At 74.0% G+C, this 16,900-nt stretch carries 16 protein-coding genes; 14 read left to right on the top strand and 2 right to left on the bottom strand.

Annotated features, from left to right (window positions below; all coding sequences use genetic code 11):
* Positions 1 to 35 precede the first annotated feature (35 nt).
* Positions 36 to 2,906 (top strand): AfsR/SARP family transcriptional regulator, encoded by a 2,871-nt coding sequence (locus tag FDO65_RS20615; RefSeq protein WP_205850216.1) that lies wholly within the window; start codon positions 36 to 38, stop codon positions 2,904 to 2,906.
* A gap of 94 nt (positions 2,907 to 3,000) precedes the next feature.
* On the opposite strand, the gene FDO65_RS20610 is transcribed toward FDO65_RS20615, so the two are convergent.
* Complete coding sequence (locus tag FDO65_RS20610; protein WP_137451634.1) at positions 3,001 to 3,258, bottom strand: hypothetical protein; 258 nt, start codon at positions 3,256 to 3,258, stop codon at positions 3,001 to 3,003.
* 255 nt (positions 3,259 to 3,513) lie between these two features.
* Between FDO65_RS20610 and lxmK the strand changes: the two genes are divergently transcribed.
* From lxmK to FDO65_RS20555, 12 genes are all read left to right on the top strand, one after another.
* Positions 3,514 to 4,674, top strand: a complete 1,161-nt coding sequence (lxmK, locus tag FDO65_RS20605; RefSeq protein ID WP_137451633.1) for a class V lanthionine synthetase subunit LxmK — start codon at positions 3,514 to 3,516, stop codon at positions 4,672 to 4,674.
* Positions 4,671 to 5,684, top strand: coding sequence for a T3SS effector HopA1 family protein (locus FDO65_RS20600; RefSeq protein WP_137451632.1), 1,014 nt, complete (start codon positions 4,671 to 4,673; stop codon positions 5,682 to 5,684). The genes lxmK and FDO65_RS20600 overlap by 4 nt, the downstream gene beginning before the upstream one ends.
* Positions 5,685 to 5,837: 153 nt before the next feature.
* The gene (locus FDO65_RS20595) at positions 5,838 to 6,038 is read left to right on the top strand and encodes an LxmA leader domain family RiPP (RefSeq protein ID WP_137451631.1); all 201 of its coding nucleotides are present in this window, start codon (positions 5,838 to 5,840) and stop codon (positions 6,036 to 6,038) included.
* Positions 6,039 to 6,049: 11 nt separating this feature from the next.
* The gene (locus tag FDO65_RS20590; RefSeq protein ID WP_137451630.1) at positions 6,050 to 6,262 is read left to right on the top strand and encodes a hypothetical protein; all 213 of its coding nucleotides are present in this window, start codon (positions 6,050 to 6,052) and stop codon (positions 6,260 to 6,262) included.
* Positions 6,263 to 6,297: 35 nt separating this feature from the next.
* Positions 6,298 to 6,486, top strand: a complete 189-nt coding sequence (locus tag FDO65_RS20585; protein ID WP_137451629.1) for a hypothetical protein — start codon at positions 6,298 to 6,300, stop codon at positions 6,484 to 6,486.
* A gap of 101 nt (positions 6,487 to 6,587) precedes the next feature.
* Positions 6,588 to 8,384 carry an ABC transporter ATP-binding protein gene (locus tag FDO65_RS20580; RefSeq protein WP_137451628.1) on the top strand — a complete coding sequence of 599 codons (1,797 nt, stop codon included), beginning with the start codon at positions 6,588 to 6,590 and terminating at the stop codon, positions 8,382 to 8,384.
* 62 nt (positions 8,385 to 8,446) lie between these two features.
* Entirely contained in the window at positions 8,447 to 9,409 is a 963-nt protein-coding gene (locus tag FDO65_RS20575; protein WP_137451627.1) for an LLM class flavin-dependent oxidoreductase, read from the top strand.
* The gene (locus tag FDO65_RS20570) at positions 9,406 to 10,044 is read left to right on the top strand and encodes a flavoprotein (protein ID WP_137451626.1); all 639 of its coding nucleotides are present in this window, start codon (positions 9,406 to 9,408) and stop codon (positions 10,042 to 10,044) included. The genes FDO65_RS20575 and FDO65_RS20570 overlap by 4 nt, the downstream gene beginning before the upstream one ends.
* Positions 10,044 to 11,015, top strand: coding sequence for a hypothetical protein (locus FDO65_RS22355; RefSeq protein WP_166442322.1), 972 nt, complete (start codon positions 10,044 to 10,046; stop codon positions 11,013 to 11,015). Before FDO65_RS20570 ends, FDO65_RS22355 begins: the two co-directional genes overlap by 1 nt.
* Positions 11,012 to 13,516, top strand: coding sequence for a M16 family metallopeptidase (locus FDO65_RS20565; protein ID WP_166442321.1), 2,505 nt, complete (start codon positions 11,012 to 11,014; stop codon positions 13,514 to 13,516). The genes FDO65_RS22355 and FDO65_RS20565 overlap by 4 nt, the downstream gene beginning before the upstream one ends.
* Positions 13,517 to 13,614: 98 nt before the next feature.
* Positions 13,615 to 14,364, top strand: a complete 750-nt coding sequence (locus FDO65_RS20560) for a class I SAM-dependent methyltransferase (protein WP_137451624.1) — start codon at positions 13,615 to 13,617, stop codon at positions 14,362 to 14,364.
* 231 nt (positions 14,365 to 14,595) lie between these two features.
* Complete coding sequence (locus tag FDO65_RS20555; protein ID WP_137451623.1) at positions 14,596 to 15,243, top strand: hypothetical protein; 648 nt, start codon at positions 14,596 to 14,598, stop codon at positions 15,241 to 15,243.
* A 13-nt stretch (positions 15,244 to 15,256) separates the two neighbouring features.
* Here FDO65_RS20555 and FDO65_RS20550 read toward each other — a convergent pair whose 3' ends face one another.
* Complete coding sequence (locus FDO65_RS20550) at positions 15,257 to 15,817, bottom strand: TetR/AcrR family transcriptional regulator (protein ID WP_137451622.1); 561 nt, start codon at positions 15,815 to 15,817, stop codon at positions 15,257 to 15,259.
* A gap of 85 nt (positions 15,818 to 15,902) precedes the next feature.
* Here FDO65_RS20550 and FDO65_RS20545 point away from each other — a divergent pair, with 85 nt between their 5' ends.
* Positions 15,903 to 16,802: an SDR family oxidoreductase gene (locus FDO65_RS20545; RefSeq protein WP_137451621.1), complete on the top strand. Its 900-nt coding sequence runs from the start codon at positions 15,903 to 15,905 to the stop codon at positions 16,800 to 16,802.
* Positions 16,803 to 16,900: the final 98 nt, after the last annotated feature.

Here is a 16,900-nt window from a genome sequence, read left to right as displayed (position 1 = left end):
CGCTCCAGGTCGGTGCTCCCGACGGGGAGATCCGGGTGCCGCCCGGCCGCCAGCAGATCGTGCTCGCCGCGTTGGCGTTGTCGATCAACCGGGTGGTGTCGACCGATCACCTCATCGAGACCGTCTGGGGCGGCGACCCACCCGACACCGCCCGCACCCAGATCCAGATCTGCCTGTCCCGGTTGCGACGGCTGCTGGAACCCACCGGCGCGCGCGTCGTCACCCAGTCCCCCGGTTACCGCCTTGACGCCCCCGCCGACGGCATCGACGTGCGGCGGTTCGAGACCCAGGTCCGGACCGCCGAACGGCTGATCATGGAGGGGCAGGACGCCGAGGCCGCCGATCTCCTGCGGGCCGCCGACGCCTGGTGGCGGGGCCCGGCGCTGGCCGGGATCGACAGCGACGCCCTGCGCGGAACGGCCACCCGACTGGAGGAGGAGCGGATCTCCGCGGTCGAGACCCGGCTGCGGATCGAGTTGGCCCTCGGTCGGCACGACCGGCTCGTCCCCGAGATCACCGCCCTGGTGCAGGCGCACCCGCTGCGGGAGGCCCTGCAGGCCCGGCTGATGATCGCGCTGTACCGGTCGGGCCGGCAGACCGAGGCGCTCGAGGTCTACCGCACGGCCCGGCGGCGCCTGGCCGACGATCTCGGACTGGAACCGGGACCCGAGTTGCGCGCCGCCGAACAGGCCGTCCTGACCGGCTCGGCCGCGCTCACCGGAACGCCCGACGACCAGCACATCACCGGGGCGGCCGTCCCCGGCGCGGTGACCGAACCCGCCCCCGCGGACCAGGGCGAGGACCGGACGCCGGGCCCGGCGGACCGCGGTGGTTCCGGGCCGACCGCGTTCCAGCTCCCCACCGCAACCGCGGATTTCGTCGGCCGTGAGGAGACGATCGCCGCCACCCGCGGCGCCCTGCTCGACCGGGTCGACTCCGTCGGGGTGGCCGTGCTGCTCGGGCGGCCGGGGGTCGGCAAGAGCGCGACCGCGGTCGAGGTGGCCCACCAGCTGGCCGACACCCACTTCCCCGACGGTCAGCTCTACTGCGACCTGCGCGCGACCCAGCAGGCACCGGTCGCCCCGGCCGAGGTGCTGCGGCGGTTCCTGCGGGCGTTGGGCGTCCCCAACCCGGTCGTCCCGGTGGACGAGGACGAACGGGCCGCGATGTTCCGGGGCCTGCTGGCCGATCGCCGGGTACTCATCGTCCTCGACGACGCCGCGACCGAGTCGCAGGTGCTGCCGCTGCTGCCGGGGTCGGCCGGATGCGGTGTCCTGGTGACCTCACGGGCCCGGCTCACCGGCCTGCCCGGCTCGTCGTGCATCGAACTCGACGTGCTCACGGTCCCCACGGCGCTGCGGCTGCTCGCCCAGACCCTGGGGCGGGACCGGGTCGACAACGAACCGGAGGCCGCGCTCGCCCTGGCCCACGCCACCGGCCGGCTCCCCCTGGCGCTGCGCATCGTCGCGGCCCGGCTCAACGCCCGGACCCACTGGCCGCTCGCCGGCCTGGTCAACCGACTGGCCGACGAGCGCCGCCGGCTGGACGAGCTGAGCCATGGCGACCTGACGCTGCGAGCCGGGATGGCCCTGGCCTACGACGGTTTCGACCCCACCGCCGCGCGCACCTTCGCCCTGCTCGGGCTGCTGGAAGGCCCCACCATCCCGGCCTGGGCGGCGGCGGCCCTCGTCGACGACGACCGGCCGTTCCCGTCGGACCTGACCGAACCGCTGGTCGACGTCCACCTGCTGGACGTCGTCGGGGTGGACGCCGCCGGTGAGACCGTCCACCGGTTCCAGGAACTGGTGCGGGTGTTCGCGCGGGAGAAACTGGCCGAGCTGACCACCGACGCCGACCGGCGGGCGGCGGTCGAGCGGTTCTGCGGTGGCTGGTTGACGCTGCTCGCCGAGGCCAACCGTCGCCTGCTCGGTGGCGACCACCTGCAGATCGCCGGTCCCGCCCGGCGCTGGGACCCGCCGGCCCGGTTCGTCGAGCAACTCCTCGCCGACCCGGTGGCCTGGCTGGAGAGCGAACGCAACGCGTTGCGACCGGTCGTCGAGATCGCCGTCCGGTACGGCCTGGTGGACCACTGCTGGGAACTGGTCGTCCGGTCAGCCATCCTGCTCGAACGTCGTGGTTACCTCTCCGACCTGGCCGACCTGCACGATCTCGCCGCCCCGGTCGTGCAGGACGCGGGCAACCGACTGGGCATGGCGGCGCTGGTCGAGGTGGCCAACAGCGGGCTGCGGGACCGCTACGACACCGGCACCCGACGCCGCCAGCTGACCGCGGCGCTGCGCGACCTGGAGGAACTGGGCCACCGTGAGGGCCAGGCCCTGGTCCGCCGCGAACTGGCCCATCTGATGTTCGGCGAGCTGACCACGGCTGATGCGACCGGAGCGTCGGCGGCCGAACGGATGGCAGACGAACGGGCGGCCTTCGAGCTCTGTGCCCAGGCCCTGGCCGACTTCGCCGCCGAGGGCGATCGGGCCGGCCAGTGGCGCACCCTGATGCTGCAGGGCCGCGAGCGGGTGCGGCGCGGCGACCACGACGGTGGGCGGGCGGACCTGCGACGGGCTCTGGAGCTGGCCGACGGGACGGGTGACCGGAGGGCCATCGCCCAGGTGCTCCGCGCCGTCGGCCTGGCCGAGCTGGCCGACGGTCTCGCCGACTCCGCGGCCGACCGCCTGACCGCGGCGCTGGACCACGTCGTCGCGCTGCGGGATCCGTTGGGGGAGGCGATCATCCTGCAGGAGCTGGGGGTGGTGCGGGTCCGGCAGGGCCGGTCCGCCGATGCCGTGCCGCTGTGGCGACGCAGCCGGGACCGCTTCGGTGAGGTGCGTCAGGACTCGGCCCGGGCGCGGGTCGAGGCGCAACTGGCCGCCCTGGCCCCGGCCACGGACTGACCGCACCGGCCTGGTCGGGGGCCGGCCGGGCGAGCACGGCGGGACAGGGTCCAGTGGGTGGGTCCTGTGGCGGCGCCCCCGCGGTCTCGGGCGATCAATCCCACATGTCGCCGAGCGGGAGGGGCTCGATGATCGGGTCGAGCAGCGGGCCGCCGCCCTCCTGATCGTCGGTGTCGTCGGGGTCGCGCGGGTCGTCGTCCGGGCCGCCGCCCAGCTCGACGGACACGCCGGCACCGGTGGCGGACACCGACCCGGCGGCGACCGACGTCTCGACGAACAGCAGACCGACCGCCGCGACCGAGGCGGTGGCAGCGCGCACGAGGACGGTGCGCAGGCTCAGGGATCGACGCATGGTGGCTCCTTGAAACGTCACGGCCGGACGGGGCGGTCCGGCGGGGTGGGCTTCCGGTGCTGCAACTGGTGATCACGGTAGGGCCGGTCGCTATCGCCGGGCTATCGCGTGCCGACCGGTTCGCGACGACCGGCGAAAGTGCCGTCACTGCCGGTCTTTTGCCGCCCCCAGCTGCCGACCGGTGGCGGTGGCCCGGCCCCAGTGTGGTTCTGGTCAGCACGTCGCCGGCCGAGCCGCCGAACGCCTGGAGCCCCGATGACCCGCACCCTCGCAGTCCGATCCGCCCCACCCCCACCCGACGACCGGCCGGCCCCCATCGACCTGGACGGTCACCCGGACGTCGTCGCCCTCCTGCAGGACCACGGCTGGGGGCGGCTGCTGCCCGCCGAGACGACCTCCCCGGCCGGCCGGAACGCCGTCTGGATCGGCCGCACCGACCGCGACGAGCGCCTCTTCGTCAAGCGCCTGCTCGGCCCGCCCGGCGACATCCCCCGGCGGATGGCCCGTCTGCTGGCCTTCCAACGGTTCAGCGAACGGGCCTTCACACCGGACCACTGGCCCGCGCCGGCCCTGCTGCACGCCGACCCGACCGCCGGCATCCTCGTCCTCCGGGCCGTCCCCGACGCGGTGGCCGCCGCCCGGCACGTGGTCGACGAGACGTTCTCCGCCGAGCTGGCCGACCACATCGGCACCGCCCTGGCCACCGTGCACGGCGCCCGGGTGCCGGCCGCCGACCTGGCCGAGTTGGAGGACGCGCCGCTGCGGTTCCCGTCCCCCGAACTGCTGGAGGCCCTGCCGGCCGCCATGTTCGAGGCCGCGAGCTTCGGCGAGCTGCAGGCCTGGCGACTGCTGCAGAGCGACCCCGAACTGCACGCCGCGATCGACCGGCTCGTCCGCGTGGAGGACGCCGCCCCCCGCGTACCCATCCACGCCGACTTCCGGCTCGACCAGGTGCTGGTCGACACCACCCCGGAAGGCCACCTGCGGGTGCTGCTGGTCGACTGGGAGGAGTTCCGCCGGGGCGACGCCGCCCGGGACGTCGGCGCCTACGCCGGCGAGTGGCTCTACCGATCGGTCCTGGACATCGTCACCACCCGGGGCGGCCAGCGGCCCATCGTCACCGATCTGACGCACGCCGAGATCCTGCGGCGGGGCGTGGACAACCTGCAGCGGCTGATCCCGTTCGTCGAGGCGTTCGCCCGCGGCTACCGCCGCACCCGTCCCGATCTGGACGCCGACTTCGCCGTCCGGGCAACCGCTTTCGCCGGCTGGCACACCATGGACCGGCTGCTGGCCAGCAGCGCCCGGCTGGCCCGCATCACCGGGATCGAACGCGCCGCCGCCGGCATCGGCCGCACCGCCCTGCTGCACCCCGACCGCTTCGTCGGTGCCCTCGGACTCAAGGAGCTGACGTGACCACCACCCTCACCCGCCCCCACCCGGGCGTCCGGCCCGCCGTGGCCGCCGTCCTCGATCGCATCACCCTCTCGCCCGACGGCACCCGCGCCTTCATCGACGGCCGCGCCGTCCGGGACCGTTCGGTCACCGCCGGAGCCCGCCGGACCGTGGCCGAGAGCGCCCTGGAACTGCGCAAGCAGTTGGCCGGCGCGGCCTACGAGGTGCTGCACGCCGGACGCCCGGCGGATGCACCCGACCCGCCCTACCACGCCCGGGATCTCGCGTTCGAGGACCAGCTCCGGCTCGCCGTGCCCCACCCGGTGCGCACCGTCCGGCTACCGGTCGTCACGTCCGACGGCTCGACGCTCGTGGTCGAGCGGGACGGCGTGCGGGTGCGGATGGCCCGGCCCGCCCCGGTGGCCCCCGACGAACCCCCACGCGGACCGGCCGGCGACGCCGTCAGCGTCACCGTGCCCAGCCACCGGGCGCAGCTGTCCCCCGGATTCTTCGTCGTCGACGGCACCCGGTCGCCTGATCCCGCCGGCCCGCTGCTCCGCGTCTACGTGCACCTGACCTCCGCGACCACCGCGCTGCCCGTCTGGTCCGACATGCTGGCCCTGCTGCAGGACTCCGCCGTGCGGTACCGGGCCAAGGTGCTGTCCGCCCCCGCCCTGTATCCCCGGCACGACGCGCTGGTCGTCTACCTGGACCACCGCGATCGGCACCACGTCCCGGCCATCGCCGACCGGGTCACCGGGCTCCCCGGGGTCGGGGCCGCGACCCCGGCCTTCGGGCGGGCCATCCGCCCCGGGGTCGGCGTCGCCTGGGAACCGGCCGACCCGCGCCCGGAATACGCCGGCCTCAGCTTCGGCCAGCACCGCGCGCACGTCCTCGTCGAGTCCCTGCTCGACGCCCGCGACGGTGACCGCCCGCTCGGCGACATCCTGGCCGAACGCTTCGCCGCGGCCAACATCGACATCACCACCCCGCACCGTAACGCCGACAGCCCGCCGGAACCGGCGACCTGACCGGCCCGCCGCCGCGACCTGGGCTGGTTCCAGGGCAGGTGATCCGGACGCCTGCCCTGCTTCCGACCCAGTCGGTCGGCCCCGCAGTACCCCGCAGTCGACCCACCCGAAGCGGCCGCACACCCCGTGCGACCACCACCGAAGGAGAACGACATGCAGCACAAGACCGACACCATCCTCGATCTCGTCGAGGGCTACTCGGCCTACACCGAGCTGAGCGAGCTGAACGTCGACGCCACCAGCCCGGCGCCCGCCGCCAGCACCTCCCCCGTCTGCATCGCCACGGCGATCAGCTCGTGGAAGTGCGCCGCCGGCAGCGGCGCCGGGATCGCCACCATCACCACCGGATGCTGAGGAAGAGCCCGATGACCGTCTCCGCCCGTCCCGAACCCACCCCCGCCGGCGATGGCGACAAAGCTGGCCAGATCAGCGATCTGGTCGCCGGGTACCGCGTCTGGTCCGACACCGCAGCGCTCGACCTGGACGCCGGCAGCCAGGCGCCCGCGGCCACCACCACCTTCTGCGCCTTCACGGTCAGCTACATGTTCAGCCGCGCGACCGTCGAGGACGGCTGCTGAGCGGCCGGACCCGGACACCTCGGAAAGGACACGCCGTGAACGACACCGAAAGGACCGGAAAAGCCGGCGACATCAGCGATCTCGTTGCCGGGTACCGCGTCTGGTCCGACACCGCAGCGCTCGACCTGGACGCCGGCAGCCAGGCCCCCGCGGCCACCACCACCTTCTGCGCCTTCACCGTCAGCTACCTGGCGAGCCGGGCAACAGTGCAGGAGGGGTGCTGACCGGGTGACCGGCCGGGCCGGGTCCGGCGGCACACTCGCCGCCCGGCCCGGCCCGGCCCGCCCGTAGGACCCCACCACTCCCGCGAACGAAGGAAACAGCCATGGCCACCGTCACGCCGTCGTCACCGGGCCGGAACCCCGACGCCCGCTTCCGCATCCTGCCCGAGCTCGCCCACGGCGCCCGCCTGTCGGTGATCACCGTGGCCGTGCTGGCCCTGTTCTCCACCGGCGCCACCCTGGCCTTGCCGATGGTGGCCGCGCGGCTGATCACCGCCCTGCAGTCCGGCGAAGCCGGGACCTGGGGCCTCGTCCTCATTCTCATCGGCCTCGCCGCGACCCTGGCCGGTGCCCTCTCGGCCTACCTGCTGGCCCGCACCGCCCAGAACATGCTGCTGCGGCTGCGACGCCGCACCATCGAGCACACCCTGGCGGCGGAGGTGCGCGACACCCAACGCCTGGGGGCCGGTGACCTGTCGACCCGGCTGACCGCAGACGCGATGAACGTCAAGCGGGCGATCGACGTGGGCCCGCTGCAGCTGCCGCTGGCCGTCCTGGTCCTGCTGGGCACGATCGTCATCATGGCCCTCCTCGACTGGGTCCTGCTGCTGATCACCATCGCCTCGGTCGGGTTGGCGTTCGCCGGCGTCGGGCTGCTGGTAATGGCACTCAAGCGCCGGTACCTGCACCTGCAGGGCGTCATCGGCGGCTTGGCCGAGAAGTTCGTCGGGGCGCTGGACGCCCTGCCCGTCGTCAAGGCCTACCGCGCCGAGCCCGCCGTTCTGCGCGACCTGTCCGACGACGTCGAGGAGGTCCGCCGCGTCGAGGTCAGCGTCGCCCGCTACGAGAGCCTGCTCGGCCCGGTACTCAACCTCGGCCAGCAGATCGCCCTGGTCAGCGTCCTGATCGGCGGCGGGGTGCGACTGGTCGACGGCTCGCTGACCCTGGCCGAGTTCGTCGCCTTCCTGATGTACCTGCTGCAGCTCGCCGCACCGCTGATGACCGCGGTCGGCGGGATCGCCACCCTCCAGCAGGGTCTGGCCGCCCGGGACCGGTTCAACGAGGTGTTCGCCCTCCCCGCCGAGGACCGGCCCCACCCCACCCGCCCGACGGTCGCCGCACCGGTGCCCTCCCCTTCACCGGCGGCCGTCCGGCTGCGGGACGTGGAGTTCGCCTACGACACCGACCCCGTCCTGCGCGGGGTCGACCTGCAGGTGCCGGAGCGGGGCCTGACCTCGCTGGTCGGCCTGTCCGGCGCGGGGAAGTCGACCGTACTCGGACTGGTCGAGGGCTTCCTGACCGCCGACCAGGGTCAGGTGCAGGTGCTCGGACGGGACCGCGCCGACTGGTCGCTGGCCGACCTGCGGTCCCGGATCGGTTACGTCGACCAGCGTTTCACCCTGCTCCGGGGCACCATCCGTTCCAACCTGACCCTCGGCCTGCCCGCGGACTCCACCGGTCCCGCCGACACCGCCCTGTTCGACGTCCTCGACCGCGTCGACCTCGGGGACGTCGTGCGGGCCCTGCCGGACGGGCTGGACGCCGTCATCGGCGCCGGAAGCGACCTGTCGGGCGGTCAGCGCCAGCGGCTCGCCCTGGCCCGGATGCTCTTGCACCAACCGGATCTCGTGCTGCTGGACGAGCCGACGTCGCAGCTGGACAGCATCACCGAGGCCCGCCTGCGCAGCACCGTCCGCGATCTGGCCGCCGACCGGGCCGTCCTGGTGGTGGCCCACCGGATGTCGACCGTCCGCGAAGCCGACCACGTCATCGTGCTGGACGAGGGTCGTGTCGTCGCCCAGGGCACCCACGACGACCTGGTGCGCGACTGCGCTCCCTACGCGGCACTGGTCAACGGGCAGCTGCTACTGGACCGCGACGCACCGCTCGCCCTGGCCTGACGCCGACCCGCATCCCCGCACCCGCCCGGCCTCGCGCCGGCCGTCACCCGAGGAGACCGCACATGTCCGACATCTCGATCCTGGCCCCGGTGGCCCCCCTGCGGGCCGAACAGCTCCTGCCGTACGCGGCCCTGGTGCAGTGGACCGCCGCGCGACGGCTGTGGCAGGGCCAGACCCTGGCGGTCGACCCGGCCGTCAGCTTCGCGGCCGTCGCCGGGGGCGGTTTCCGGGTGCCGTGCGCGACCGGGGTGACGCTGATGCCGATGCGGCACCCGGTGGAGGCGGCACTGCAGGCCCGCACCCTGGCCGCCGTCACCGGGCACCCGTACGTCGCCGGTTTCGGGCCGGGCGCCCGCTCGTTCCAGCAATCCGTGCTCGGGCGCCCCTACGTCAGCCAGCTGACCGCCACCCGGGAGTACCTCACGACGGTCCGCTCGGTGCTCGACGGGGGCGGCGGGCCGGGCAGGGGCGACTACGTCCACTGCGACACGGGACTGGCCCCGCTCCCCGCACCGCCGGTGGAGGTCGGGGTCGGGGTGCTGCGGTCCGGGATGGCCGGACTGGCCGGCGAGGTGGCCGACGTCGCCATCACCTGGCTGGCCCCGGCCGCGCACCTGCGGGACACGCTGCTCCCGGCGCTGCGGGCCGGGGCCGCTCGCGCCGGCCGCCCCGCTCCCCGGGTCGCCGCCATGGTGCCGATCGCGATCCGGCGAGCCGACCGGGACCTGGCCACCATCGTGCTGGCCAGCAATTCCGCGCACCTGCGGCTCCCGCACTACGTCGACATGCTGGGCCGGGCCGGCATTCCCATCGACCCGACCGACCCGGCCGGTTCGGCCCGCCGGCTGGTCGACGGCGACGGATTTCTGTTCGACGACCTGGACGGGCTGGTCAAGAAGGTCCGCGCCTACGTCGACGCCGGGGTCGACGAGGTCGTGCTCAACGTCAGCGGCGTCTGCCAGACCGAGGGCGCCGGTGCGGCGCTGCGGGAACTGGAGACCCTGGTGCGGGAGGTGGCCCCGTGATCGCCGGTGACGTCGGGACCGACGGACCGGACCTGGGTGTCGACCGCCTGCTGTTGGTGGCGACCGGGTCCGTCGCCACCGGGGACCTCCCGTTCTGGGCCACGTGGCTGCGAACATACCGCCCCGAGCTGACGGTCGACATCGTGCTCACCCGCGGGGCCCACCGGTTCGTGCGACCGGCCGCCCTGCACGGCCGAGTCACCGGCCGGGTGCTCGACGACACCTGGCCGGAGAGCGAGACCACCGCCCGGCACGTCGATTTCCTCGAGTGGGCGCAGGCCATCCTGATCTTCCCGGCGACGTTCCACTACACGGCCCGGCTGGCTCTCGGCCTGGCCGACTCACCCTCGCTGCTGGCCGCCCAGTGCGCCACCGTCCCGGTCGTGCTCGCGCCCGCGCTGCCCCCCGGCGGCACGGACAGCGAGGCCTACCGGTCGCACGTGCGGACGCTGTCCGCCCGGCGCACCACCCGGGTCGTCCCGCCGCGCCCGGGCGTCAGCACCACCACCGGCCGGCCCGACTCGTGGGCGCCGGCCCTGGTGCCCGACTGCCTGATCGAGATCGCCCGGCTCCGCAGTGAACTCACCGGCAGCCCGGATGCGACCGATCGGACCCGCTACCCGCGGAGCGCGTGATGCCGATGACCGAATACCGCACCGCCCCCGCCCCGCCCCGCCGCTTCGGCACCGCGCTACTGCGGACCGAGATCGACGGCGACGACGACCACGGCTACCGCTGGACCCGCCGCCCCGGCGCGGCCGCTCCGGAGCCGTTCGCCGACCCGGCCCGCTCGGCCGACCCGGCCCTGCTGGCGCTGACGGTCCCGGAGACCCGGGGGGCGGTGCGGCTGGCGCTGGGTGCTCCCGACGGGACCGCCCGGTGGTACCGGGCCGACGCCCCGGCGGCCGCCGCCTCCCTGCTGCTGTACACCGACCGCGGTCACGAACTGGCCGGTGAACTGCACGGACTGGGCCGGCTGCTGCGGCGACTGCACGACAGCGGGCCCGCGTCGTGGCTCGGGCCCGACCCGGCGGACGCCGACCCGGCAGCCGCGCATCGACTGCCCCGCGGCTGGCGGCGGCTGCACCACTGGCTCGACGGCGCGGCCGCGATCGGTGACGCCCCGCCGGCGCGGGACCGGCTCGTCGCGGTGGTGGGCACCGACCGATGGGAGCTGCTGCGCCGGTGGACGACGGACGTCGCCCGCTCCCCGGCGGTGCGCTGCCACGGCGCCCCCGGACTGGGCTCGCTCGTCCCCGGTGGGGCCGGCGGCGATCCGGTGCTGCTCACCGGCGAGGATCTCGCGGTCGCCCCGTGGACGTGGGACCTCGGCTGGGTCGTCGGCGAGCTGGTCGAACTGAGCTGGCAGCTGGGCCGGTCCACCGGCCTGCCCGAGCTGCTGACCGCACTGTTCACCGGGTACGGGCAGGACCTCGGCCCCGACTGGAGCCGACACGCGGCCCTGCGGATCACCCTGCACGTCCACGACTTCAGCGCCTACACGCACGGCAGCGCCGACATCCTGCGCGAGTACGCCGATTTCCTGGCCTTCCTCATCGACCAGTCGGCCGGGGCGGCGGGACGGCCGGAACGGGAGCAGTCATGACCACGTCCTCACCCGTGCGGTACCGGTTGGCCAACGGGCTGCGGGTCGTCCTGGACCCCGACCACCGGCGTGGCCGGGTGGCCGTCGGCCTCACCGTCGGGGTGGGCTTCCGCCACGAGCGCCCCGGCCAGGAGGGCCTGGCCCATCTGGTGGAGCACCTGTTCTTCGAGGGCTCCGCCGCGGTGCCGGCCGGGGCGTTCCGCGCCCCGGTCCATCGGGTCGGCGGACTGGTCAACGGCACCACCCACCCGGACTACACCGAGTTCCACCAGGTCGCCCCGCCGTCCGCGCTCGAGGGCCTGCTGTTCGCCGACGCCGACCGCCTGCGGGCCCCGGTCGTCACCGCCGCCACGCTGACCGACCAACTGACCGTCGTCGTCGACGAGATCCGGCAGGCCACCGGCGACCACCGGTACGGCGGGTTGCCGTGGCCGCGGCTCCCGCCGGTGCTGTTCGACGACTTCGCCGACGCCCACGACGGCTACGGCGACCCCCGACAACTGTTGCGCACCAGCGTGTCCGACTGCCGGGCGTTCCTGCGGGAGCACTACACCGCGGCGAACACGGTGCTCACCGTCTCCGGCGCCTTCGACCCGGCCGAGACCCGGAGGGTGATCGACGGGTTCTTCGGTGAGCTGCCGGGCCGACCGCCCGCGCCGGCGCCCGCACCCGCGGGGCCGCGCCGAACCGCCGACCAGTGGCGGTACGACACCGGCCCGCTCGGCCCGATACCCGGTGTGGCCGCCGCCGGACTCGTCCTCCCCGATCGCACCGTCACGGGTCAGGACATCGCCCACTACGCGGCCACTCTCACCGTTTGCCGGGCCCTCGGACACCGTCATCCCGACCGGTCGACCGGCCTGGGTTTCTTCGGCCCGCTCGACGTCAGTGGCCCCGAGGTCCTCGTGGTCACCGGCCCACTGTCGAGGGGGGACACCGGACCCCGCTGGTTGCGGACCGTCCGGACGACCCTCTCCGACTGGTCGGCCGATGGCATTCCCGACGAGGCCCGGCAGGCTGCCGCCCGTGCCGCCCGGGACGACCTGCTCGGCGCGGCCGACGATCTCACCGAACGCACCCGGGCCCTGGGGCGGACTGAGCTGCTGTTCGACCGGCCCACCCTGGTGGATGAGCTGCCCGCCGCGGTGGCCGCGGTGTCCCGGTCCGACTTCGCCGCCGCCGCCGCTGCTCTCGCCGCGGCCCCGGCCGGCGGGATCGAGCTGCGCCCCGCCTCCGCGGCCCGACCCATCCCGACCGTCGTCACCAGCCCCACCCCTGCGCGGCCACGCCCGGCCGACCCGCCGGGGTTTCCAGCGGCGCCCGCCGACACCGGCTTCCAGGTGCCGACCCGGACCCTGACCGACGACAACGGGCTGCGGGTCGTCCTGCTACCGGGTGCGGCTCGACCCGACCGGGACGCCCCCGTCCACCTGGCCGCGCGGTGGCCGTGGGGGGAGACCGGCTGGGCCCGGCCCGGCGCGGTCGACGAGACCATCGCCCACCTGCGTTCCGTCCTGCCGGCCACGGTGCAGGCCGGTACCGACGGGCAGTGGCTGACCCTCTCCGCCGCCGGACCCGTCACCGACGTCCCCGGCTGGTTGGAAGCCATCGGCTCCGCCCTGCGCTGCGAGTCGGGCTCCCGGCCGGGTGCGACCGGTGTCGTCCCGTTGCCCCGATCACCGTCCTGGTTGGCCGACGACATGCAACGGGTGCTGACCCTCGGGTCCGGACCGGTGGAGCCGGCCGCCGCCGTCGACCCGGGTGACGTCCTGGCCGGGCTGGGTGCCGGATCTGTGGTGCTGACCGGCCCGACCGGCTCCAACCTGCCCGCCGGGTGGTTCGCAGCACTGCTCGCTCTCCGGCGGCCGCCGCACGCGCCCGCCGCAGGCGGCCCCCGGTGGGCGCCGGGCCCGCCCGGCATCCACCCGGTCCCGGTCCCCGGCGCCGACCGGGTCCACGTGGCGTTGACCGCCTGGATCGGCCCGCACCATGGTCCGCGGACCGGCACGGACGAAGCGGCCGCCTACCTGGCGACCGCGATCTTCGGCAGCTGGTTCGACTCCCGACTGGTCCGCCGTGGCCGGACGAACGGGTGGACCCCACTGTTCGGCCGGGACGTCCTGCTCGATCGGCCCCGGGTGTTCCTGCGGACCGAGGTCGACCCCACCCAGGTCCGCACGGTGCTGTCCGACCTGGCCGGCGAATGCCGGGCGCTGTCCGACGACCCGTTCTCCGCCGACGAGATCACCCGAGCCCGGCAGTTCTGCCGCGGGCAGCTGCGGTCGGTGGCCGACTCCCCGGCCGGGCTGGCCGCTGCCGTCGTCGGTGGGCTGGCCGCCGGGCGGCCGGTGCCCTGGCTGGAGGAGCTGGACGCCGGGTTGGCCACCGTGCCGGCCGACGAGATCCGCGACCGCGCGGCCGAGCTGTTCCGGTTCGAACGGTTCGGCGGGGTGGTGCTGGGCGCCGTCGCCGCGGATAGGGCGGTGAAGTCGGTGCGATAGCCGGTGGCGGTCTGCTGGTTCCAGTACCCGCCCCGTGGGTGCACCGAGCGGTCCATCCCCCCGGCCGCCGTCCCGTTCCGAGCCTGAGGAGACCAGCGATGCAACTCGACCCCGCGCTGTACGGCGACGGTCTCGCCGACATCTATGACCTCATCTACCCGGTCACGCCGGACGTGGACGCCGCGGCCGCGTTCGTCGCCGACCGCACGCCGCCGGCCGGGACCGTCCTCGAATTCGGCATCGGCACCGGGCGGATCGCCCTGGCTCTGGCCGAGCGGGGTATCAAGGTGCACGGGGTCGACGCCTCGCCGCGCATGCTGGAGCAGCTGGCCGCCAAGACCGCCGACCTGCCGATCATGACGACCCTCGGCGACTTCACCGACGTCGACTGCGGCGGCACCCATGACACCGTGCTGATCGCGTTGAACACCCTGTTCATGGTGCCGAGCCAGGACCTGCAGATCGAGGTGCTCCGCAACGCCCGACGGCACCTGAGCGACGACGGTGCGCTGATCGTCGAGCTGTACGAGCCGACCCGGTTCCACTCCCTGCCCGGCGGCACTGACACCATGATCCAGCACCTGGATCGCGAGTCGCTGCTGCTGTGCAGCGTGCAGGTCGACCGGGTGAACCAGATCGCGGCGATCGGACAGGCCTATCTGCGGTCCGGCGAGCTGCGCAAGACCCCGGAGATCAGCCGCTACGCGTTCCCGGCCGAGGTCGATCTGATGGCGCGGTGCGCCGGCCTGCGGCTGACCGAACGATGGGAGGACTGGGACGGGCACCGCTTCGAACACCGCTCCGTCCGGCACATCTCGGTCTACCGGCCCGACGACACGACGGACTGACCACCGAGACGGGGTCGGCGGCCCGGTCGGACACGGCGGCCGAGCGCCGGCCCCGCCCTCGCCTGCGTCATCCACTCGCCGATCCGAGATGACCCTGTGTGCAACCGAAGTCGCGAGCCGAGCGGCGGGTGTCACTCCGCCGGTCGCTATCGACGATCCGCGGTCGGGTGACACGATTCGCCCGGCCCGTCCGCGCACACCGTCCGGACGCCTGTCGTCCGGGGGGACCCAGTGAAGATCGCCCGTGCCCTGCTTGCCGTCGCGGTGGCCTGCGCCGCCGGTCTCACCGGGGCGCTCCCGGCCACCGCGGCTGCTCCGGCACCCAGAATCGAGGTCCAGGTGCGGCTAGTGGTGGGCAATGCCCCCTATCGGCCCGTCCTGGAGGACGTCAGCACCGAGCCGTACTACGAGAGCCCGGGCGACTGCACCATTTCGTCCGGGCGAGAGATTCTCCTGGGCGGCAGCGTGGACTACGCCCGGGGGTGCGGCGGCATCGAGATCGACGCCACGCTGAACGGTGTCGCCCTGCCCGGAGGCCCGAACACCTGGTGGGACGGTGGAGCGACCGGCACGGTGACCCGCCGGTACGGCTGCACCGACACCACGACCAAGCAGAAGCGCGTGACCCTGGTGCGGACCACGCGCCAGGACCTGGACCTCGGCTACCGCAACTCCAGCATTCCCGCCAACGCGCCCGGCTGGGTGCTGCGCACGGTCTGGGTCGCACCGCTGGAGAACATCACCTGCCGGCCCGGCGAACAGCCGGTGCAGTACTCGATCAGCCTGTGCCACCTCGAGATGACCGCTCGACGCGGCACGGACGTGCGCCGCTTTCCGATCGCGGGTACGTGGAGTTCGACCGCCGCGTTCAGCAGCTAGCCGACCCGCCGGGCTAGCGCAGGGCGCTGAGCTCGGCCAGGCCTTCGTCGAGAAGCTCAGCGAGCTCACGGGTCTCGCCGTCGGCGAGCCAAGCCCCGAACGCGGCGGAGAACACCGCCGTGCCGGAACGGGCGGCCAATGTCGCAGCCGGCTCCCCGACCCCGCGGTCCCGCAGCGTCGCCGCCATGCGCTCGGCCAGGTCGTCCATCTTCAGCAACTCGCGCTCGCGCAGCGCCGGGTGAGCGGCGATGACGCCGGCCCGGACGCGGGAACCCGGCCGGCGTTCGGTGGGGAAGAACGACGTACTGCCCTGCAGCCCGGCCCTGACCACCTGCAGGGGAGTTGCTCCCGCGGGGGCCTGCCGCATGGGCTCGATGAAGACGGCAGCGAAGTCGTCCTGGGGACTGAAGAGCACCTCGCGCTTGTCGGCGAAGTGGCGGAAGAACGTCCGCTCGGTGACGCCGGCCCGCGCGGCGATGTCGGCGACCGTGGTCTCCTCCATGCCCTGCTCGGCGAACAGCTCGACGGCGGCCTTCCGCAGTCGACCGGCCGCCCCGGGTTCCCATCTCGCCATCCACGCATCGTAGGCCATGACAGTCACTGACATGAGTGCTACCGTCATCGATGTCAGTCGCTGACATCAACGAGAAGAGGCCGCCATGCACTATTTCGTTACCGGAGCGTCCGGATGGATCGGTTCCGCGGTCACCCGCGAGTTGCTCGCCGCCGGCCATCAGGTCACCGGGCTGGCCCGTTCCGACCAGTCCGCCGCCACCGTTCGCGCTCTCGGGGCGGGCGTCGTCCGCGGCGGTCTGACCGACCTCGCCGTTCTGCAGGCGGCCGCGGGAGACGCCGACGGAGTGATCCATCTCGGGTTCATTCACGACTTCGCCGATTTCGCAACGTCCATCGCGGTCGACCGCTCGGCCATCGAGACGTTCGGCGCCACCCTGCAGGGCACCGGCAAGGTCCTCGCCATCGCTTCCGGCATCGCCGGCCTCGCCGACGGCCGCCCGGCCACCGAGGACGACACCGACGAAGGGCGACACCCGCGCCTGGCGAACGCGGAGTACCTGCTCTCGCTCGAGGACCACGGCATCGCTCCGGTGGTGCTGCGATTCGCCCCCAGCGTCCACAGCACCGCCGGCGACCACGGGTTTATCCGAACGATCGCCCAGATCGCCCGGGACCGCGGCGTCAGCGGGTACATCGGCGACGGCACCTCGCAGTGGGCTGCGGTGCACCGAGAGGACGCCGCCCGGCTCGTCCGGATGGCCGTCGAGGAGCCCGGCCCGGCGTCCGTCGCGCACGCGGTCGCCGAGGAGGGCATCTCGGCCCGGAGCATCGCCGAGGCCTTGGCCGTGCGCCTGCATCTGCCGACCGCATCGATCGATCCCGCCGATGCCGCCGCGCATTTCGGCTGGATGGGCATGTTCTTCGGTCAGGACTTCCGGGCCACCAGCACCTTGACCCGTCAGCGGTACGGCTGGGTCCCGACCGGACCGACCCTGCTCGTCGACATCGCCGCCGGCGGCTACGACGTGCCCGTGGCGGCCTGACGGCGAGCCGGGCGCCGCCCGACTGGGGCCGACACGCCGTCTCCGCGACGAAAAGGCGGCCGTCTTTACCAAGTCGCGCGGGGGGGTGGGAGGGGCGG

This window comes from Nakamurella flava, from assembly GCF_005298075.1.
Lineage (GTDB): Bacteria > Actinomycetota > Actinomycetes > Mycobacteriales > Nakamurellaceae > Nakamurella > Nakamurella flava.
The sequence above is the reverse complement of the archived record's forward strand: the minus strand, read 5'-3'. Positions and strand labels throughout refer to the sequence as shown.